Here is a 19,911-nt window from a genome sequence, read left to right as displayed (position 1 = left end):
GAAGCCGCCTGGCACGCCGCCCAGGCCGAACCGACTACCATCCCGGCATCACCGATCCGATCCAGGTAACAACCATCTCGGGTTATCGGGGGAAGCTCACACCTCCACTGCCCGCTTCGGCAGCCGATACCTGGCTAGAGGCCGAAACCGGTGTCCTGAACGGCACCGCGGTCGAGTCGAGCCACGCGGGTTATTCCGGCACGGGTTACGTGGCCGGGTTCGACCAGGCATCCGACTCGGTCACCATCACCATCCCGGGAAACCCCGGCGGCTTGCATGACCTGACCATTCGTTACGCCACGCCGTACGGGGCCAAGACGGCGTCGTTGTCGCTCAACGGCAGTGGCCTGGGCGACGTGTCGTTCCCGGCGGTCTCGACGTTCAGCGAGATCCCGGCGGGCAAGGCGCTGCTGCGGCCTGGTGACAACACGATCACCGTGACCAACAACTGGGGTTGGTACCTGATCGACGCGATCAAGGTGACCCCGAGCGCGCCGCGGGCGCCACACCAGGTGACCGGCGAGCTGACCGACCCGGCCGCGACCGCCGAGGCCAAGGGCCTGATGCGGTACCTGACCGACAACTACGGCAAGAACATCCTGTCGGGCCAGCAGGACCAGGCCAGCATCGACTGGCTGGAGCAGAACATCGGCAAGGCGCCCGCCGTGGGCGGTTACGACCTGATGGACTACTCGCCCAGCCGGGTCGAGCGCGGCACGACGGGCCGGGACGTGGACCACGCCCTGGCCTACGACGGCCGCGGCGGGATCACCACCATGGTGTGGCACTGGAACGCGCCGTCGGGCCTGATCGACCAGCCGGGCAAGGAGTGGTGGCGCGGCTTCTACACCGACGCCACGACCTTCGACCTCGCCGCCGCGCTGGCCGACCCGGCCTCGACCGACTACAAGCTGCTGATCCGGGACATGGACGCAATCGCCGCGCAGCTCAAGCGCTTGGCGGACGCGAAGGTGCCGGTGCTGTTCCGGCCGCTGCACGAGGCCGAGGGCGGTTGGTTCTGGTGGGGCGCCAAGGGGCCCGGCCCGGCCAAGGAGCTGTGGCGGTTGCTGCACGACCGGCTGGTCGGGCACCACGGTCTGCACAACCTGATCTGGGTGTGGAACTCCGTCTCGCCCGACTGGTACCCCGGTGCCGACGTGGTCGACGTGGTGAGCGCGGACGTCTACCTGCCGCAAGGCGACCACAGCGCGGCCAACGGCACCTACGACCGGTTGGTGCAATTGGGCGGCGACAAGAAGTTGGTCGCGCTGGGCGAGGTCGGCTCCATCCCCGACCCCGACCTGGTCCGCGCCTACGAGGCCCGCTGGTCCTGGTTCGTCACCTGGGGCGGGTTCGTCCAGGACGGCGCGATCAACCCGCGCGACTTCGTGCAGCGCGTCTACAACCACACCAACGTCATCACCCTGGACGAACTGCCCGACTTCAAGGACCCCGGCAACCAGCCCGAGCCCACGGACGGCTGCGCCGCGACCTTCCACGTGGTCAACCAGTGGAGCGGCGGCTACCAGGCCGAGGTCACCGTGAAGAACCAGAAGACCACGGCGATCAGCGGGTGGCAGGTCACCTGGACGCTCAGCTCGGGCCAGGGCATCCAGAACTCCTGGAACGCCACCCTGTCCACCTCCGGCTCGACCGTGACGGCGAAGAACGCGTCGTGGAACGGGACGATCAAGCCGGGGGAAAGCGCCTCGTTCGGCTTCATCGGCAGCGGCACCCCATCGACGGCCGCGCTGATGTCACGGTCACCAACCTGGGTGACGCCATTTCCGGCGGTTGGACGCTGGAATGGGACTTCGCCGCCGGCCAGACGGTTCAGCAGGGGTGGAACGGCAACTTCTCCCAGTCCGGGAGCCGTGTGACCGTCAAGAGCCCGTCCTGGGCCGACAACCTCGGCACCGGCGCATCGGTCACGCCCGGTTTCAACGGCTCGTGGACCGGGTCCAACCCGGTGCCCGCGCAGTTCCGGTTGAACGGCACGGCCTGCACGGGGACGGTCGACACGACGACCACGACCACCACCACGACCACCACGACCACGGGGACCAATCCGGGTGGCTCGAAGGTCGACAACCCGTACGTGGGCGCGGGTGTGTACGTGAACCCGCAGTGGTCGCGTCAGGCAGCCGCGGAGCCGGGTGGTTCGCGGATCGCGAACCAGCCGACGGGCGTGTGGCTGGACCGGATCAGCGCGATCACCGGCAACGGGTCCCCGACGACCGGCTCCATGGGTCTGGTGGACCACCTGAACGAGGCCGAGAAGCAGCGCGCCGCGCGTGCGGACGGCCAGCTCGTCTTCCAGGTCGTCGTCTACAACCTGCCCGGCCGTGACTGCGCCGCGCTGGCCTCGAACGGTGAGCTGAAGGCCGACGAGATCGGTCGCTACAAGACCGAGTACATCGACAAGATCGCGGAGATCGTGGCCCGGCCGGAGTACTCCAAGCTGCGCGTCGTCTCGGTGATCGAGATCGACTCGCTGCCGAACCTGGTCACCAACGTCTCGCCGCGCGTCACCGCGACGCCGGAGTGCGACACGATGAAGGCCAACGGCAACTACATCGAGGGCGTGTCGTACGCGCTGGGCAAGCTGGGCGCGATCTCGAACGTCTACAACTACATCGACGCCGCGCACCACGGCTGGATCGGCTGGGGCGACGCGGATCCGCAGTACGACAACTTCTTCGCCTCGGCGAAGCTGTTCGCGACGCTGCTCGGGAAGAACGGCGCCACCAACGACAAGATCCACGGCTTCATCACCAACACGGCGAACTACTCGCCGCTGGAGGAGCCGTACTGGTCGGTGGACGACGTGGTCGGCGGCCGTCCGGTGAAGGAGGCCTCGAAGTGGGTCGACTGGAACGACTTCAACGGTGAGATCGGCTTCGCCACGGCGTTCCGCGCCGAGTTGGTGAAGCAGGGCTTCGACAGCGGCATCGGCATGCTGGTCGACACCTCGCGCAACGGCTGGGGCGGCCCGAACCGGCCCACCGCCAAGTCGACCTCCACCGACCCGACCACCTACGTCAACGAGTCGCGCATCGACCGCCGCTTCCAGAAGGGTAACTGGTGCAACCAGTCCGGCGCCGGTCTGGGCGAGCGTCCGAAGGCCGCTCCGAAGCCGAACATCGACGCCTACGTCTGGATCAAGCCGCCGGGCGAGTCCGACGGCTCCAGCACCCTCATCCCGAACGACGAGGGCAAGGGCTTCGACCGGATGTGCGACCCGACCTACGGCGGCAACGTGCGGAACGGCAACAACATGTCGGGTGCCCTGCCTGACGCGCCGCTCTCGGGCCACTGGTTCTCGGCTCAGTTCCAGGAGCTCATGCGCAACGCCTACCCGGCGCTGTGACCACCGGCTGACTGGTACGACAACTGGATAGGTCTTCACGCCCCGTAGGCGGCGTCCCTCTTGGACGCCGCCTACGGGCTCATCCTTCGCGGTCGCCGTGTCAGGGACGTGGTCGACGACGGCCTGGTCGCTGCGCTCCGTTGAGCGAGGTCCACCGTGTGCGACTCGCTCCTCGCGGCCTTCCCCGGTCGCAATGGCAGGCGAGGTGCGGACCCTCGTACCGGCGTCATGGGGCGTGGCACTCGGTGGATCGTCACCGAAGTCGAAGCGTTAAGTTTCGGGCTTTTTCCCGTACGTTTTGGCACCCGTCCACCACTACGCGCGCGGTGCGGCCGTGCTGGCGCGGGTGATGAGTTCGGTGGAGAGCATGAGGCGGTGTTGGGACAGCGCGTCCCCCCGGGACAGGGAGATGATCATGTCGGTGGCCGCGGCGGCCATGTCGCTGAGAGGTTGGCGGACTGTGGTGAGGGCGGGGATGGCCCATTGGGCGGGCGGGAGGTCGTCGAACCCGACGACGCTGAGGTCGCGGGGGATGCGCAGGCCGGCCTCGTGGGCGGCTTGGTAGACGCCGAGGGCCTGCGCGTCGTTGAACGCGAAGACGGCGGTGGGTGGCCGGTCCAGTCGTAGCAGGTCACGGCCGTGGGTGAGGCCGTCGACGATGTTGAAGTCGCCGATGCGGATGAGCGTCGGGTCGATGGGGACCTCGGCGGCGTCGAGGGCGGCGCGGTAGCCGTCGAGGCGGGCCCGGCTGGACAGCGCGTGCGAGGGGCCGGTGATGGCGGCGATGCTCCGGTGTCCGAGGTCGAGCAGGTGGCGGGTGGCCGACAGGCCGCCGCTCCAGTTGCTGGTGCCCACGGACGGGAACTCGTGGCCGGGGTCGCCGGTGGGGTCGACCAGCACGAACGGGATCTCGCGGCTGGACAGTTGCTCCTGCTGGGCGGGGGTGGGCGCGGAGAACACGGTGATCACTCCGGCGGGTTTGCGGGCCAGCACGCCGTCGATCCAGGTGCGTCCGGGGGTGTGACGGCCGTGCAGTTCGGTGAGGACGACGGCGAGCTCGTGCTCACCGGCGACGCGTTCGACGCCCTTGATGATCTCCATGGCGTAGGCGCCTTCGAGCTCGTGGAGCACCAGTTCCACCAGCGTCGCGCGGTTGGCCCTCTTCTGCCTGCGGTAGCCGTGTTCGCGGATCACCGCCTCGACCTGGGCGCGGGTCTCCGGGGCGACCTCCGCGCGCCCGTTGACGACTTTCGACACCGTGGCGGTCGAGACGCCCGCCAGCTCGGCGATGCGGGCGATGGTGGCGCCTCCGCGTTCGGCGGAGTCGGCCGGCGGGCGTTTGGTGGAGGACATGGCCGGAGTGTAGTGCGGCGTGAACACCGAACGTTTCTACGGCATTGCCTGCGCCGTCTTGACGCTGAACGTGACGCGCCTTACTGTCGGCCGCGTTAACATTCGGCGATTTTTTCGAAATTTGTGACCACAGCGAGTGGCCTGCCTCCGCCGCGCTCTCACACCACCGCGGACCGACGGTGGTCGTCAGCGTCTGGCACCGTCCGTTCCGTCCCTCACTGGAGACACCGCCGTGAAGCTCCGCCGCACGACCTGGTCATTAGCCCTCGCCGGGGCCCTCGCCCTGTCCACCGCTTGTTCGCCCGGCACCGACACCGGTGGCGGTGGCGATGGGAAGTCGTTCGAGTTCTGGTCGTTCACCGCCATCAACCAGAAGGCGTCGGTGGACGTCTACCGGGAGAAGCACCCGGAGGTCGAGGTCAAGCCGGCCGAGGTGGGCACCTCGGCGGAGACCGCGCAGGCGCTGACCACCGCCCTGGCCGGCGGCGAGGTGCCGGACCTGGTGCTGATCCAGGGTGACGACCTGCCGAAGTTCGTGCAGCAGCCCCAGAACTCCGTCGACCTGCGCAGTCTGGGCGCCGACGACGTCAACGACGTGGGCGGCATGGCGGTGGCCTACCGGACCGACTTGTTCGCCGCCGCGGGCCTAGCCACCGACCGCGACGAGGTCAGCGCGCTGTGGCCGACGTGGGAGGCGTTCATCGAGACGGGGAAGCGGTACACGCAGGCCACCGGCAAGGCGTTCGTGGACAACGCGGCGACCAGCGTGTTCTCCCAGGCGGTCAACCAGGGCGCGCAGAAGTACTACGACGACGACGACGAGCTGATCTACGCGAGCAACCCCGGGGTCAGAGCGGCGTTCGACCTGGGCGTCAAGGCGGCGACGGCAGGGATCACGGCCAAGCAGCCGTCGTTCTCCAGCGGGTGGAGCGCGGGCATGGCGCAGGGCCAGTTCGCGACGCTGGAGGCGCCGTCGTGGATGCTGAACGCCATCCGCAGCCACGCCCCGGACACCAAGGGCAAGTGGGACATCGCGAAGATCCCCGGCAGTGCCGGCAACCGGGGTGGCAGCTTCCTGACGATCCCGAAGGGTGCGAAGAACCCGCAGGCGGCGTGGAACTACATCAAGGAGATGCAGTCACCGCAGGGCCGGCTGGAGTACTTCGTCCGCTCCGGAGCCCTGCCCTCCACGCCGTCCGTGTACAAGGACGACAAGATGGCCTCCGCCGAGGATCCGTTCTTCTCCGACGCGCCCACCGGCACCATCTACACCGATTCGCTGCTGGGCCTCGAGCCGTTCCGCATCGGGCCGGACACCTCGGCCATCGGCCAGGAACTCGGCAACGTCGAGCAGAGTGGCGGCAACCCCGCCACGGCCCGGGACGAGGCGGTGCGCAACACCAAGACCGCCTGGCGCTGTTCGACTGGAACCCGATCGGCGACCGGACGTTCATCGGCGGGGACAACGTCACGCGCATGTTCCCCGACCCCAGGTTCTGGAACACCGCCGGCAACACGGTGAGCATCTGGGTGCTGTCCACGGTGCCGCAGCTGGCGCTGGCGCTGGTGCCGGCGCACGTGCTCAACCACGCGCGCCTGCGGTTCGCGCTGTTCTTCCGGATGGCGGTGCAGGTCCCGTACACACCGACCGCGACGAAGATGCCGCCCGAGGTCGTGCCCGGCGGCTTCGACTGGTTCGACTGGTTCGACTGCGAGCCCACCGACGTGGCACCGCACCCGCGGTGACGACCCGCCGGTCCTCGCCGGCGCGCCACCGTCCCAGCCGACCCGCCGCTCGCGGGTCGCGACAGATCTGATCGGCACCACGACGCCGATCACGACGCCGCACGGGCACGCCACTCCCCCGGCGTGCGCGTGCGGCCGGTCCCGACAGCGACGTCAGGAGAAGACACATGTCAGCACCAGCAGGCCGCGCACACCGCGTCCTCGCCGCCACGGCCGCCGTCGTCGTCGGCACGCTCGCCGTCGGCATGGCGGTCGCCGCACCGTCCTCGGCAGCCGCCGAGCCGACCCTGGGCGAACTCGCCGCCGCCAAGGGCCGCTACTTCGGCTCAGCCACGGACAACCCGACCCTGGACAACGCCTCCTACACCGCCGTCCTCGGCAGCGAGTTCAACCAGATCACCGTCGGCAACACCCAGAAGTGGATGTACACCGAGCCCAGCCGGGGGCAGTTCGACTACACCAAAGCCGATCAGATCGTCGCCTTCGCCCAGCAGCACGACCAGATCGTGCGCGGCCACACCCTCGTGTGGCACAACCAGCTCCCCGACTGGGTCAACAGCGTGTCGGCCGGCGACCTGCCGGACGTGATGCGCAATCACATCGCCAACGTCGCGGGCCACTTCAAGGGCAAGGTCGTGCACTGGGACGTGGTCAACGAGGCGTTCGAGGAGGACGGCACCCGCCGGCAGTCGGTGTTCCAGCAGAAGATCGGCGACAGCTACATCGCCGAGGCGTTCAAGGCCGCCCGCGCCGCCGACCCGAACGCCAAGCTCTACTACAACGACTACAACATCGAGGGCATCGGCTCCAAGAGCGATGCCGTGTACAACCTCGTCAAGTCGTTCAAGCAGCAGGGCGTCCCCATCGACGGCGTCGGCTTGCAGGCCCACCTCATCCTCGGTCAGGTGCCGAGCACGCTGCAGCGGAACATCCAGCGCTTCGCCGACCTCGGCGTCGACGTCGCCATCACCGAGCTCGACATCCGCATGCGCACGCCCCGCGACGCGACCAAGGACGCCCAGCAGGCCGCCGACTACCGCACCGTCACCAAAGCCTGCCTCGCCGTGACCCGCTGCGTCGGCATCACGGTGTGGGACTTCTCCGACGGCTACTCCTGGATCCCCTCCGTCTTCCCCGGCGAAGGCGCGGCCCTGATCTACGACGAGGACTTCGCCAGGAAGCCCTCCTACTGGGCCGTCTACGAAGCCCTCGGCGGCACCACCACCACCACGACAACGACGACCGGTGACAACGGCAGTGGCTGCACCGCGACGTACCGGGTGACCAGCCAGTGGAACGGCGGCTACCAAGGCGAGGTCGCCGTCCGCAACACCGGTGCCACCGCCACCGCCCGCTGGACGGTCAAGTGGACCCTGGCCCAGGGCCAGACCGTGGGCAACCTGTGGAACGGCGTGGCCACCACCAACGGCCAGGAAGTGACCGTGCGCAACGCCAACTACAACGGCGCCATCGCACCCGGCGACACCACCACGTTCGGCTTCCTCGGCTCCTGGATCGGCACCAACCCCGTCCCCGCCACCATCACCTGCACCTCCGCTTGATCGCAGCGGCGGTGTTGAGCCGCCCATGGGGCCGGTGCTGCCCCTTCCGCCTTCGTATGGGGCAGCACCGCGGGGCGCCCGTTCGAAGAACCGGTTCGCGCCTGATCGTCGCGTCACGTGCGTTTTACGGGCCAGATCCGTCGAACCGCGTCCCGTTGGGCGCAACCGTGCATCAACTACTTGTCCGGGTTCGGCACCCCGTGGTGTCGGGTCGGCGTGCCTTGGAGGTGGTGATGCGACGCAGCGGCGGTTCGGGCACTGGTCGCGGTCGTTGGTTCCGGACCAGTTCACCGGTCCTCATCGGACGCGGCGAGCACCTGGCCGCGTTGCGGGAGGCCGTCGTGCGCCCGCCGGCCGTCGTCCTGCTCGAGGGCGAGGCGGGGGTGGGCAAGAGCAGATTGGTGTCCGAACTGCTCGCCGGAGACCTCGGCGGGGCGCTACCGCTGGTCGGGTACTGCTGGCAGGTGGGTGAGCCGTTCTCCTACGGCGCGCTGTTGGAGGCGCTGCGGGCCGCGGGGCCGGGGCTGGACCGGCAGCGGAACCTGAACCCGGTGATCGGGGCTCTGGCACCGCTGCTGCCCGAGATCGCCTCGGAGCTGCCCGCCCCGCTGCCGTCGATCGGCGACCCGCGGGCCGAGCGGCACCGGCTGTTCCGGGCGGTGCGGGAACTGCTGGCCGCGCTCGGTCCGGTGCTGCTCGTGGTGGAAGACCTGCACTGGGCAGACGAGGGCACGCGCCAGTTGCTGCGCTTCCTGGCGGGTGCTCCGCCGGCCGACCTCGGCATGGTCCTGACCTACCGGCGGGAGGACCTGCACGGCGGCAGCCCCCTGGGCGCGGAGTTCCGATCCGCCGCAGGCGGTCTCGTCGCGGTGCTGGACATCGAGCCGCTCGACGTCGACGGCGTGCGAGGACTGACCGAGGCCATCCTCGGCGCGGAGAAGGTGTCGGCCGAGTTCGCGGCCCGACTGCACGAGCGGACCGCGGGCATCCCGTTCGTGGTCGAGGAGGCGCTGCGCGCCCTGCGCGACCCCGCGGGAGCGGTGCACGCGGGCAGCGTGCGAGCCAAGCGGCTGCTCGACGCGGTCAAGGTCCCGGTGTTGCTGCGGGACGCGATGTCCGACCGCCTCGCCACGTTGCCCGCCACCGCGGTCCGCCTGGTCGAGGCAGCCGCTGTGCTCGGCACACCCGCACCCGCCGAACTGCTCGCCGACGTCGGTGATGTCCCGCAAGACCAGGTGAGGACCGCACTCGCGCACGCCGTGGACGCCCACGTCCTGCACGAGGTGGACGAGCAGCGGTACAGCTTCCGCCACATGCTGGCCCGTCAGGCGGTCTACGACACGATCAGCGCTCCCGAGCGCGCCGCCCTGCACGGCCGTGCCGTCGACGCGCTGGAGCACGTCGAGCCCAGGCCACTCGTCCAGTTGGCCGAGCACAGCGAGCGGGCGGGCCGGACGGCGGACTGGCTGACCTACGGGGAGGCCGCGGCGGACCGGGCCGTCGACTCCGGCGACGCGGCGACCGCGACCACTCTGCTGCAACGGTTGCTCGCCGTGCCCGTGCTGCCCGCCGACGCGGTCGACCGGCTGGCGATCAAGCTCGGGCGCATCGCCAACACCGGCCTGGCCCAGCGCGACCCGACCGAGACACTGGAACGCCTGCTGACCGATCCGAGACTGACCACATCGGTGCGCGGCGAGGTGCGCCTGTACCGGTCCTTCCTGCTGCTTCGCCGGATCGGCCACATCCGGGAGGCACGGACCGAGCTCGAACGCGCGGCCGACGAGTTGGAGGACAAGCCCGACCTCGTCGCCCGCGCCGCCTCGGCACTCGCCGTGCCGTCCACCGGCGCCGTCCCGCCGGACGCGCTGCGCCGGTGGCAGGACCTCGCCAAGGCACACCGGATGACCGCATCGGGCGAGCTGCGGATCCGCCTGCTGGCCAGCGAGGTCGCCTCCGCCCTGTACGAGGGGCACCTGGCGTGGCTGGACGACGTGCCGGAGCACGCGGACACGCTCGGCGCGCGGCAACACCTCGCCCGGCTCCGGTGCAACGTCGCCGATGTCTGCGTGTGGCTCGGCCACCTCGACCTGGGAACACGGTTCCTGCGCGACGGGCTGAGGCTCGCCGCCGAGAGCGGAGCGCCGTTCGTGACCAGCACCGGCAGGACCACCGAGGCACGGCTCGACTGGATCACCGGTCGGTGGGAAGACCTGGCCGATCGGGTGAACGCGCTGATGGAGGAGTACCGCGACATCACCAGCATCACCTCTGAGCTGGAGTTGGTGCTCGGCTGGCTCGCCGCGACCCGTGGCGAGCCGGAGGTGGCGGACGGGCACTTCCGCAGGACCGGGGCCCACGACCCGCACGACGCCATCGCCCCCGTGGCGATCAGCGGGATCGCGGGTCTGGCCTCGATCCTGCTGGAACGGAAGGAGGCGGCCGAGGCGGCGGCTGAGGTCGACCGAGGGCTGGCCGCCGTGCGGAAGTGCGACGGCTGGTACTGGGTCGGCTCGCTGGCCCCGGTCGCGGTCGCCGCCTACTCGGCCACGGGACGGACCGCGGAAGCGGAACGCCTGGTGGGTGAGATCGCCGAGGGCGTCCAAGACCGCGACGCGCCCGCCGTGCTCGCCGCGCTCGCGCACTGCCGGGGCACTCTGGCCGAGACGCGGGGCGAGCCCTTCGAGGCCGTCGAGCACTTCAGGGAGGCCGCCGCTCGCTACGGATCGATGCCCGCGCCGTACTTCGCCGCCCTCGCCGGGGAACGCGAGGCGACGGTCCTGGCGCCGTCCGATCCGGAGAAGGCCGTCGAGCTGCTGACCGGGTTGGCGGAGACCTTCGACGGGCTCGGTGCGTCGAAGGACGCCGCGCGCTGCCGCCACGCCCTGCACGCCCTCGGCAGCGTGAAACCGGCGCGGCGGGGACGACGCGGGTACGGCAACGACCTCTCCCCCCGTGAGATCGAGATCGCGCGCATGGTCGCGGTCGGGCAGACCAACCGCGAGATCGCCGAGCAGCTCTTCCTGTCCTCGAGAACCGTCGAGCAGCACGTGGCAAGGCTGTTCCGCAAGCTCGGCATCAACTCGCGCACCGAGCTGCACGCCGACCACCTCCGCTGAGGTCCTGTCGGAAGCGAGCGGCGCTACCGGGTGGGGCTACCGGAAGCGCCGCTCGACACCGAGGAAGTGGCTCTAGAACATCATCGGCATGCACCAGGTCGGGAAGTTCGGGTACGGGGAGCCGTGGCACCGGATCTGCTGACTGACGGTGCTCTTCTGGTCGAAGCTGTCGGTCACGGTCAGCTTGGCGATGAAGGTGACCGCGAACTCCTTGGTCGAGTAGGTGTGGTCGGCCTTGACACCGGTGGCGGTCTTGCCGTCACCGAAGTCCCAGGCGTAGGAGACGATGTCGTTGTTCGGGTCGGTCGACCCGCTGCCGTCGAAGGAGCACACGTCCTGCCGGCACATCACGCTGAACGCCGCCCTCGGCGGCTGCGGACCCGCGACGGCCCTCCTCGACGTGGTGGCGGTCTTGCCGCTGTTGTCGGTCACCGTCAGCTTCACGGTGTAGGTGCCGTTCTGACCGTACTTGTGGGACGGCTTGACGCCGCTGCCGGTCGTGCCGTCGCCGAACTCCCAGGCGTACGAGGAGATCGAGCCGTCCGGGTCCGACGAGCCGGACGCGTCGAACGTGCAGTCCGGCGTCGTCGACGAGCAGTTCGCGGTGAAGACCGCTTTCGGCGCACCGGGGTCGCGGGCGCCGAGGTCGTCCACGTACAGCAGCCGGTTCGGCGAGTCCGACGGATCGGAGATCTTGTTGACGGTCGCCGTGTCGAGCACCAGGGCGTTGGCGTCGGCCACCGAGATGTCCGGGGCGGCGCTCAGCACCAGCGCCAGGGCGCCGGCCACGTGCGGGGTGGCCATCGACGTGCCGTTCCACGCGGCGGTCTTGCCGTCCTGGGTGATGGAGGTGATGTTGCTGCCCGGCGCGAACAGCTCGACGCACTCGCCCCAGTTGGAACCCCCGCTGCCCCAACGGCTGCGCTTGTCCTCGCTGTCCGACGCGCCGACGGTCAGCACGCCCGGCGCGGAGGCCGGACTGACCTCACAGGCGTCCTTTGTGTCGTTACCCGCCGCGACGGCCCACGCCACGCCCGCCTCGACCGACTTGGCCACGGCATCGTTGAGCGCGCTGCTCCGGGCGCCACCGAGGCTCATGTTGCCCACCGCGGCTTTCGGGGCGTTCTTGGTCACCCAGTCGACGGCCGCGATGATCTGGTCGTACGAACCGCTGCCGGCGCAGTTCAACGCCCGGACCGCGACCAGGTTCACGTTCTTGGCGATGCCGTAGGTCTTGCTGCCGATGGTGCCGGCCACGTGGGTGCCGTGGCCGTGGCAGTCGCTCGCGTCGCTGTCGTTGTCGATGAAGTCGTAGCCGCTGACCGCTCGACCTTCCAGTTCGGGGTGGTCGAAGGCGACGCCCGTGTCGACGACGTACGCCGTGACGCTGGACCCGTCGTTCGGCGCCGCGTAGCTGTTGTCCAACGGCAGGTCACGCTGGTCGACGCGGTCCAGACCCCACGTCTCGGACGTGCGCACCACCCCGTTCCGCTCGACGTAGCGCACCGCCGGGTCGGCGGCGAGCCGCTTCGCCTGCCGCTCGCTCATCCGCACCGAGAAGCCCCGCAGCGCGGTCGAGTAGACGTGCGAGACCTCGCCGCCGTACTGCCCGGCCAGGTCGGTCGCCTGCGTCGAGACCGCCGCCTGGATGCTCGCCGCCTTCGACGGCTCGCCGTTCAACGCCACGACGTAACTGCCTTCGACGGCGTCCTGGGCACCCGCGCCCAGGATGTGCCCCTCGGCCGCCTGGGCGACACTGACAACGCTCATCGTCAACGCGATGGAGGCGAGACCGGCGCACAGACCGGCCATGAGCGTTCCTCGCCCTGGTAATGTGGACATGCTTGACCAAGCTCCTTCAGCCGTAGCAGGGAAACGACTTCAACCGGTACCGCCGCGGCGAGGTCATGTGCCGTGACGGCTTCGTGCGAAGACCCGACGATCCGTCAGGCAGCACACGCGGTCCACTGCGCTTCGGCGCCACGCCCACGTCAGGCGGCCCGCCGGTCGGTATCGCCCCAGCACACCCCGTCAGGCACCCCTCGCGTGCCGGCGACGGGGTGAGGTGCGGGGACATCACCGACGAACCAAGAATCGGCCGTGCGCTCAAGTCGGCACAATCAGTATCGAAGCTAGTGGGTATACCCAATCATCGGCGCCGCGACCGCGAGTCCACGATCGCCGCCGAGGACGCCGACTTTCCGCACCACGCCAGGCGAGCTGCGAGCACGACAGCGGAACGCCTGGCGGGAAAGGCATGCGGCACCGTGTGCCTGCCGATAACGGGTGGTCAAGATCGGGCCAAGCAACTGCGACGGTCGCTGGGCGAACGCTGCGTCGCCGACGTGGTCACCCTGCTCTCGAGGATCCTCGGCGAAGCCGTCGACGAAGGCCTGATCGGATCCGACCCCTGCCGCAAACACAGCCGCATCTGCGCGATCAGCAGCAGCGGCGTGGCAGCCGGCAGACGATCACTGGAGCCGCGGGCCGGGCCGCTGAACACGATCACGTAGTCCACGCACGGCGTGAGCAGCACCAGCAGCACCCCGACCTGCACGGCGCGGTCGGCGGGCAGGAACCCGAACATGGCCGCGACGACCAGGGGCACGACTACGAAGTTCACCACGAGCGTGGCGGCCAGGAACCGTCCCGCGCGCAGCGACCGCACCAGATCGCGGGCGGGCACTTGGAGGAAGGTGACGTAGAGCAGTGCGCCGAGGATCGGATTGATCGCGGTCTCCAGCCCTGGTCCGGCCGCCGGTGCGGCCAGGCCGAGGGAGGATGCCGCCGAGGTAGATCGGGACCTGGTGGCGCTCCATGCGCGTGACCAGCCCGCCTACGCCTTCCGACACCGACACCCTCCGCGCTCCATCTCACCTGCTTGTCCTGGTGGTGGGCGTCGGTGCCCCCGGGGCTCTTCCTGCCTGACGCGACCCGCCGGGCTTCGAGCCTGGTCAGCCGGTCAGCACGAGCAGCGGCCACCGGAGCAGGCGTGACCGGCCTGCCGCCGCCGCGTTCGGCGGTGGTTCAGAAACCAGAGCGAGCCGGCGAGCACGAACAGCACCGCGGAGATCACGAGCAGCCCCGTGGTCGCCGCCGCGACACCAGCACCGGTGAGCAGCCCGAGCGGCACCAGCAGCGGCAGCGCACAGCACCCCGCGCAGGCGAGCGCCGCGAGGAACGCGACCACTTTGCTCCGCCGGGGCGGCCCTGCCTGCCCCCTGTGGGCCGGCTCGATCGGGAGTGACGCGGCGTCGGGTCCGGGTGTGACGGGGGTGCTCATGCGAGGCCTTTCGTAACGGTGGCAAGTTCGATGAACGGGAGCGGGCAGTCCTCGCAGGTGCAGTTGGTCAGGCTGTCGCAGCGCGCGTCGACGACCCGCACGAGTTCCTCTCTGATCTTGGTGAGGTCCTCCATCCGTTGGTCGACCTCGACCAGCTTGGCCTGCGCGCGGGCCTGCAGGTCCGGTGTCGGGTGCCGTCGGCGGCCGGCGTCGAGCAGCTCGGCGATATCGTCGAGGGTGAAGCCGAGCCGCTGAGCGGCCTTGACCACCCGCAACAGCGCCACCGCGCCTTCGTCGTAGTCGCGATACCCGCCCAGTGACCGGCGTGGCTCCGGAAGCAGGCCGCGCCGCTCGTAGTAGCGCAGTGTCTGCACGTTCACCCCGGCCGCCGCGGCCAACTCACCTGACCTCATCGCCTGCACCTCACCGTCACTTTGTCGCTCCCTGCACCCGCGCGGCCAACACGGCCTCCGCTTGGGCGGCCAGGCCGTCGAGCACCACTTCCTTGTCCGCGGGCACTCGGACATCGACGACCACCTGGTCGCCGTCCCGGTCCACGGCGAAGTCGAAGAACGCGCAGCACTCCGCCTCCCGTGCGGTGAGGTCGCGCGCCCGGCTCTCCACGTCCGCGCCGCCGTCCAGGCGAAGCCGCAGCCAGCCGGACTCCTCCCTGCGCAACACCAGCAGCGACGCGGTGAACAGGCCCTCGAACTCGGCGAGACGCATCGGCTGGTCAGCGGTCGGCAACGTGCACGCCTCCACAGAAACCCACCCGATCGGCGCTCCAGTTCCTGGGTCGGTCTGCCGGCCCGCCTCGTCGAGCCCGGTACCGGCGGCGGACCCGCAGGCCGGTCCGCAACCGCATCCACCGCCAGACGACGACCCCGCCGAGACGGTCGGCTGGGCGAGCCCTGCGGCAGTGTCGAACAGGGCCCGCAGGATCGGGGCCGGCTGCGCACCGACCACCGACGCCACCCGCTCACCACCAGCGAGAACGAACAGCGTCGGCGTCGAGGACACCCCGAACCGCGACACCAGATCCGGGTTCTCGTCGACGTTGACCTCGAATAACCGCACACGCGGCGCGAACTCGTCGGCCAGTTCGTCGAGGACCGGGGCGATCCGCCGGCAATTCCCGCACCAACTCGCGTAGAACTCGACCACCACCGGCATCGACGACGAGCCGATCTCCCGTTCGAACGTCGCCTCGGTGACCTCCACCCTCATGCCACCCACCTCCGGGTTCCACCTACCAGGACCAACACCCACCACGCTAAGCCTGTACCCCAGTACAGCCTTCAATGAGACCTGCATCACACGAACCAGGGTGCGGTTGCCCGGCGTACGGAAGTGACGGGGCTGATGCGCGCGGCAGGCAAGGCGCTTGCGTATGCCCGGCGGGTTCATCCGGAGATGATCGGCATGCCGAGGCTCACCGGACCGATGCCGGTTTCGGTGTGCTGCAGCCGTTCCAACGTGGCGAGTTTCCTCCTGGCCCCGTCGAGGCTGACCTGAAACCCTTGGACTTCGCCGAGCCGGCCGTTGGCGCGGGCCTCGGCGATCCGGTCGGTGAGGTTGCGGCCGATGTCGACCAGCCGATCCCGCCGCCGGGGCTCCACGCGCAACTCGGCCGATTCCTCCTATGTGGGTTCGCGGTACTCCGCGGCGGGCCGGTCGGCGCGGCGGTTGTCGAGGTAGGCACGGTAGGACTGGATCAGGTCGGCCTGGAACACAATGGCAACGTCAGAACTGTCTGAGTGCCTGGCGGTAGTGCGTGATCCATGCCAGTGATCACAGGTAGTCGAAGAAGCGGAACCACCAGGTCGGTGGGTGCTCAGGCGGGTAGTGGGAGCCCAGATCGCTGACGCCGTCGTATCTGCCCCAGAGGATGTGCTCGGAGACGACGCGGTAGCCGAGCGCGTGAAGTACATCCTCGGTGCGGTGTCGGTCCAGCCACATCCCCGACGTAGTCAGGCGACGTTGTCCGGTGAACGGACGTGCTCGGCGTGCTGGGCGACCAGCGCCACGATGTCGGTCACGGCGTGGTCGTGGCGGAAGGCTCGTCGCTGCCGGCTCGCACCGTTGCCGTTGGCGATCAACTCGCCCACGACGGTCTTCACGGCCTGCAGATCACCTGTTGTGGTCAGCGCGGGTTCGACGTGGCGCAGCAGGCGGTGCAGCAGGTCGACGGCCGGAACGGGCCGGATGGTGTCCAGGTCGACGCCCATGCCGTCCAGTCCGTCACGCGAGGCACGCCAGTACGCCATGCGCAGCGCGTCGTCGCCGATCCGAGGTGCTTCGACGCCGTCCCGAATGGACTGCAGCGAGGTCATGACCAGCGCCCGCACCAGAGCGGCGAACAGTACGGACTCATCCACAGTGGACTGGACGTCGCTCACGCGGACCTCCACGGTGGGCAGGTGGGAAGAAGGCCGGATGTCCCAGTAGACCATCTTCTCGTCGAGCACACTGCCGGAGCCGACGGCCATGTCCACGGCGGACTCGTAGTGCGCGAGCGACTCGAAGTACGGCGGGGCGCCGGCGCACGGCCAACGGCCGACGATCACCGACCGCCAGCTGGCGTAGTCGGTGTCGACGCCGTGGTGGATCGGCGAGTTGGCGGTGAGCGCCAGAAGCACGGGGAGCCACGGCCGGACGTGGTTGCAGACCTGGACCGCGGTCTCCCGGTCGGGCACCTCTACGTGGACGTGGCAGCCACACACGACGTTCTCGGGCGCGAGCTGCCCGTACGCGTTGTTGATCGTGTGGTACCGCGGGTCGTCGGTGATCGGCGGTCCCGGCGCGTCATCGGCCAGGGCGGTGCCCACGGCGAGCAGGGTGCCGCCACACTGCGACGCCGCCTCGGCGGCAGTGGAGCGCAGGAACGTCAGCTGCTCGCGCACCTCCGCCATCGTCCGGCACACCGGCGTGTTGATCTCGACCTGCGCCCTGGTCAGCTCCAACTCCAGCGCACCGCCCAGATCTCCGGCCACCTCGACGACGTGGGCGCTGATCGGGAGCAGGTGCCCGGTGGACAGGTCCGCCAGCAGAAACTCCTCTTCCACGCCCACTGTCGGCACGCCAGGCGCACCCGGATGGGAAGACCACAGCACAGGGGAAAACGACGCCATCGCCTGCCTCGCTCACGGGTTTGATCACGCCGGTCGGGACCCGGGGATTACCAGCAGTCACCTCTTGCAAACCGATGGTCTGTTCGGACTACGCACGGGTCGTCGGTCGACACAATCGGCCACATTCCCGACACCGGACCGTGCGCTGGACGGATCACTGTTGTCCGCACGAGGTGCAGGCCTGCACGGCTCACTACCACCACCGCAGACCCCACCAGGCCCTACGATTCACTCCACCACAGCCGGACCACCCGACCGCAGAGCCAGGTGGCGCCACCATAGGTCGCCGACCAGCCCTCGGCGGCCTGATCAACGAGTACGGACCCACAACAGCCCAACCGCGCAGGTCAGGTCATGTGGCCGCCCTTCGGCACCCGGTACCGCACCCGGCCGCCCGTACGACCCTCCTGTCATCGGCCGACAACCGACCAGAGCTTGGTCTTCAATCGATCGGTTGATGTGTCCGGTGAGCCCGACTGCCACTGTCTGGATCATGAGACGACTTCTGGGGGCGGCGGTCGCCGTCGGTGTGTTGGCGTTGAGTGCCGCGCCGGCCGCGGCGAGCAACAACGCGGCGGTGCGGACCGATGCCGGCCTGGTGCGGGGCACCACGAATGCGGATGTCCGTTCTTTCGAGGGGATTCCCTACGCCGCGCCGCCGGTCGGTGACCTGCGCTGGCACTCGCCGGTGCCGCCGGCGCCGTGGTCCGGTGTGCTGGACGCAACCCGGCCGGGCGATCGCTGTCCTCAGGCCAGTACCGGCGGCCGACCGGCAAGCGTCACCGAGGACTGCCTCTACCTCGACGTCACCACACCGCGTGCGGCCAGGAAGGCACCGGTGCTGGTGTGGCTGCACGGTGGCGGGCTCATGAACGGCGCTGGTAGCGACTACCTGCCGACCCGGCTGGTCAAGCAAGGCGGTCTGATCGTGGTGACCGTCAACTACCGGCTGGGGAATCTCGGTTTCCTCGGCTTTCCCGGGCTCGCGAACGGCGGCGCGTTCGGCATCGAGGACCAACAGGCGGCGCTGCGCTGGGTGCGGCGGAACATCGCGGGGTTCGGTGGCGACCCGAACAACGTCACCCTGGCCGGGGAGTCCGCCGGGGCGCACTCGGTGTGCGCACAACTCGCCTCGCCGGGCGCGGCCGGGTTGTTCCAGCGGGCGATCGCCCAGAGCACGCCATGTGCACCGGGCTCCTCCGCCGGCGCCGACCTGCGACCGATACTGGACGTGCCGCTGTTCGTACCGTACGAGTGGCACCAGGGACATGGCCAGAACGTCGCCGCACTCCTGGGCTGTACGACACTCGAGTGCCTGCGGGGCAAGCCAGTGCCGGACCTGCTCGCCGCGCCGGCGTTCCCCCTGCCTGCGTTCGGGAACACGGTGCTGCCGGAGGACCCCGCAGTGGCGCTACCGGCCGGGCGGTTCAACCACGTGCCGCTGCTGACCGGCATCACCCGTGACGAGGGCACGTTCTTCGCACCACTGCTGCTCCCCGATCTCGGTCCCGATGGCTACCTCACCGCGTTGACCGATCATTTCGGACCGCACGCTGCGGCAATCGCACAGCAATACCCGCTCGAGCAGCACGCCGGCTCCGCGGTGCAGGCACTGGCCGCGATCATGACCGACCTCGACTGGGCGTGGCCGCAACGCGCCGCGGATCGCCAGTTCGCGGCCGAGATCCCGGTGTACGCCTATGAGTTCCTCGATCGAACGGCACCGGCGATCCCCGAGTTCCCTTCCGGTGTCGAGCCGCTCGCCGCCCACGGCTCCGAGCTGCGGTACCTGTTCGACCTGCGCTCCGACGACGTACTGCTGACGACCGCACAGCGCCGCCTCGGCGACCGGATGATCGACTACTGGGCCCGCTTCGCGACCACCGGCAATCCCAACCGGCCAGGCCTGCGCGCGTGGCCCCGCGTCGACCCGGCGGACACCACGCCGTACGTGCAAGGCCTCGACCTCCACCGAATCAGACCGTTCGACCGGGTGACAGAACACAACCTGGCCTTCTGGAACGCGCTCCACCGCTGATCGAGGGTCGCGACCTCCTGACGGCAGCCCCGCACCGACCGTGGACCCTGTGGGGTGCCAGAACCTTGCACAGGGCGTTGAGCTGCGACGATCGTGCACGCTGGTCTTCAAGGCCTGATCGTGAGGTGTGGCGTTACGACTGCTCTACCTGATCTTCGTCCGACTCAGTGGTCGGCCGGCGCCCATCTGCCGGTCCTGTCAAGGTGTTCCGGCTCGGACGGGTACGCGAGAGCCCGCTGCTTCAGATGGTGGAGAAGGGCGAAGCGGCGCTCAACATCACCTTCGACCGATCCCTCTGCACCGGGACAG

General features: G+C 69.5%; 16 protein-coding genes. 7 read left to right on the top strand and 9 right to left on the bottom strand.

The genetic code is table 11. The features are described from left to right. A partial coding sequence (locus OQ02_RS38320) for a glycosyl hydrolase (protein ID WP_156077590.1) occupies positions 1 to 1,880 on the top strand: 1,880 nt, incomplete at its 5' end. Further along, positions 1,772 to 3,370, top strand: coding sequence for a glycoside hydrolase family 6 protein (locus OQ02_RS38315; protein WP_269321665.1), 1,599 nt, complete (start codon positions 1,772 to 1,774; stop codon positions 3,368 to 3,370). The genes OQ02_RS38320 and OQ02_RS38315, both read left to right, overlap by 109 nt. A 315-nt stretch (positions 3,371 to 3,685) precedes the next feature. Here OQ02_RS38315 and OQ02_RS38310 read toward each other — a convergent pair whose 3' ends face one another. After that, a complete protein-coding gene (locus OQ02_RS38310; RefSeq protein WP_033443596.1) occupies positions 3,686 to 4,723 on the bottom strand; it encodes a LacI family DNA-binding transcriptional regulator in 1,038 nt (345 codons plus the stop codon). Positions 4,724 to 4,955: 232 nt separating this feature from the next. On the opposite strand from OQ02_RS38310, the gene OQ02_RS41770 reads away from it, so the two are divergent. The 4 genes from OQ02_RS41770 (at position 4,956) to OQ02_RS38290 (ending at position 11,150) form a co-directional block, all read left to right on the top strand. Then, positions 4,956 to 6,245 carry an ABC transporter substrate-binding protein gene (locus OQ02_RS41770; RefSeq protein WP_063747233.1) on the top strand — a complete coding sequence of 430 codons (1,290 nt, stop codon included), beginning with the start codon at positions 4,956 to 4,958 and terminating at the stop codon, positions 6,243 to 6,245. Next, entirely contained in the window at positions 6,200 to 6,469 is a 270-nt protein-coding gene (locus tag OQ02_RS38300; RefSeq protein ID WP_033443584.1) for a sugar ABC transporter permease, read from the top strand. The genes OQ02_RS41770 and OQ02_RS38300 overlap by 46 nt, the downstream gene beginning before the upstream one ends. A gap of 167 nt (positions 6,470 to 6,636) precedes the next feature. Then, entirely contained in the window at positions 6,637 to 8,031 is a 1,395-nt protein-coding gene (locus OQ02_RS38295) for an endo-1,4-beta-xylanase (protein ID WP_033443583.1), read from the top strand. Positions 8,032 to 8,264: 233 nt separating this feature from the next. Then, positions 8,265 to 11,150 carry an ATP-binding protein gene (locus tag OQ02_RS38290; RefSeq protein ID WP_051773406.1) on the top strand — a complete coding sequence of 962 codons (2,886 nt, stop codon included), beginning with the start codon at positions 8,265 to 8,267 and terminating at the stop codon, positions 11,148 to 11,150. Positions 11,151 to 11,222: 72 nt separating this feature from the next. Here OQ02_RS38290 and OQ02_RS38285 read toward each other — a convergent pair whose 3' ends face one another. The 8 genes from OQ02_RS38285 to OQ02_RS38255 all read right to left on the bottom strand — a co-directional run bounded on the left by OQ02_RS38285 (position 11,223) and on the right by OQ02_RS38255 (position 17,513). Then, positions 11,223 to 12,920: a S8 family serine peptidase gene (locus OQ02_RS38285; protein ID WP_231500428.1), complete on the bottom strand. Its 1,698-nt coding sequence runs from the start codon at positions 12,918 to 12,920 to the stop codon at positions 11,223 to 11,225. 520 nt (positions 12,921 to 13,440) lie between these two features. Next, complete coding sequence (locus OQ02_RS40565; protein WP_331281575.1) at positions 13,441 to 13,836, bottom strand: hypothetical protein; 396 nt, start codon at positions 13,834 to 13,836, stop codon at positions 13,441 to 13,443. A 276-nt stretch (positions 13,837 to 14,112) separates the two neighbouring features. After that, entirely contained in the window at positions 14,113 to 14,340 is a 228-nt protein-coding gene (locus OQ02_RS38275; RefSeq protein ID WP_033443582.1) for a hypothetical protein, read from the bottom strand. Positions 14,341 to 14,429: 89 nt separating this feature from the next. Next, a complete protein-coding gene (locus tag OQ02_RS38270; RefSeq protein WP_033443581.1) occupies positions 14,430 to 14,846 on the bottom strand; it encodes a MerR family transcriptional regulator in 417 nt (138 codons plus the stop codon). A gap of 16 nt (positions 14,847 to 14,862) precedes the next feature. After that, the gene (locus OQ02_RS42045) at positions 14,863 to 15,660 is read right to left on the bottom strand and encodes a thioredoxin family protein (RefSeq protein ID WP_063747231.1); all 798 of its coding nucleotides are present in this window, start codon (positions 15,658 to 15,660) and stop codon (positions 14,863 to 14,865) included. Positions 15,661 to 15,836: 176 nt separating this feature from the next. Further along, positions 15,837 to 16,058 (bottom strand): hypothetical protein, encoded by a 222-nt coding sequence (locus tag OQ02_RS40560; protein WP_156077588.1) that lies wholly within the window; start codon positions 16,056 to 16,058, stop codon positions 15,837 to 15,839. Positions 16,059 to 16,224: 166 nt separating this feature from the next. Then, positions 16,225 to 16,392: a hypothetical protein gene (locus OQ02_RS44500; protein WP_156077587.1), complete on the bottom strand. Its 168-nt coding sequence runs from the start codon at positions 16,390 to 16,392 to the stop codon at positions 16,225 to 16,227. Positions 16,393 to 16,403: 11 nt separating this feature from the next. Continuing rightward, positions 16,404 to 17,513: a carboxylate-amine ligase gene (locus tag OQ02_RS38255; protein WP_033443580.1), complete on the bottom strand. Its 1,110-nt coding sequence runs from the start codon at positions 17,511 to 17,513 to the stop codon at positions 16,404 to 16,406. A 544-nt stretch (positions 17,514 to 18,057) separates the two neighbouring features. Between OQ02_RS38255 and OQ02_RS38250 the strand changes: the two genes are divergently transcribed. Then, positions 18,058 to 19,602: a carboxylesterase/lipase family protein gene (locus OQ02_RS38250; protein ID WP_197043695.1), complete on the top strand. Its 1,545-nt coding sequence runs from the start codon at positions 18,058 to 18,060 to the stop codon at positions 19,600 to 19,602. Positions 19,603 to 19,911 lie beyond the last annotated feature (309 nt).

The sequence above is a fragment of the Saccharothrix sp. NRRL B-16314 genome (genome assembly GCF_000716595.1).
Taxonomy (GTDB): domain Bacteria; phylum Actinomycetota; class Actinomycetes; order Mycobacteriales; family Pseudonocardiaceae; genus Actinosynnema.
This window is presented reverse-complemented; position numbering and strand designations above follow the sequence as displayed.

Excerpts from the sequence above, each read along its gene's own strand:
- OQ02_RS38250 (WP_197043695.1), top strand. The coding sequence starts at position 18,058 with ATGAGACGACTTCTGGGGGCGGCGGTCGCCGTCGGTGTGTTGGCGTTG.
- OQ02_RS38295 (WP_033443583.1), top strand. The coding sequence starts at position 6,637 with ATGTCAGCACCAGCAGGCCGCGCACACCGCGTCCTCGCCGCCACGGCC.
- OQ02_RS42045 (WP_063747231.1), bottom strand. The coding sequence starts at position 15,660 with ATGAGGGTGGAGGTCACCGAGGCGACGTTCGAACGGGAGATCGGCTCG.
- OQ02_RS38310 (WP_033443596.1), bottom strand. The coding sequence starts at position 4,723 with ATGTCCTCCACCAAACGCCCGCCGGCCGACTCCGCCGAACGCGGAGGC.
- OQ02_RS38285 (WP_231500428.1), bottom strand. The coding sequence starts at position 12,920 with ATGAGCGTTGTCAGTGTCGCCCAGGCGGCCGAGGGGCACATCCTGGGC.
- OQ02_RS38290 (WP_051773406.1), top strand. The coding sequence starts at position 8,265 with ATGCGACGCAGCGGCGGTTCGGGCACTGGTCGCGGTCGTTGGTTCCGG.
- OQ02_RS38270 (WP_033443581.1), bottom strand. The coding sequence starts at position 14,846 with ATGAGGTCAGGTGAGTTGGCCGCGGCGGCCGGGGTGAACGTGCAGACA.
- OQ02_RS38300 (WP_033443584.1), top strand. The coding sequence starts at position 6,200 with ATGTTCCCCGACCCCAGGTTCTGGAACACCGCCGGCAACACGGTGAGC.
- OQ02_RS44500 (WP_156077587.1), bottom strand. The coding sequence starts at position 16,392 with ATGTGGCTGGACCGACACCGCACCGAGGATGTACTTCACGCGCTCGGC.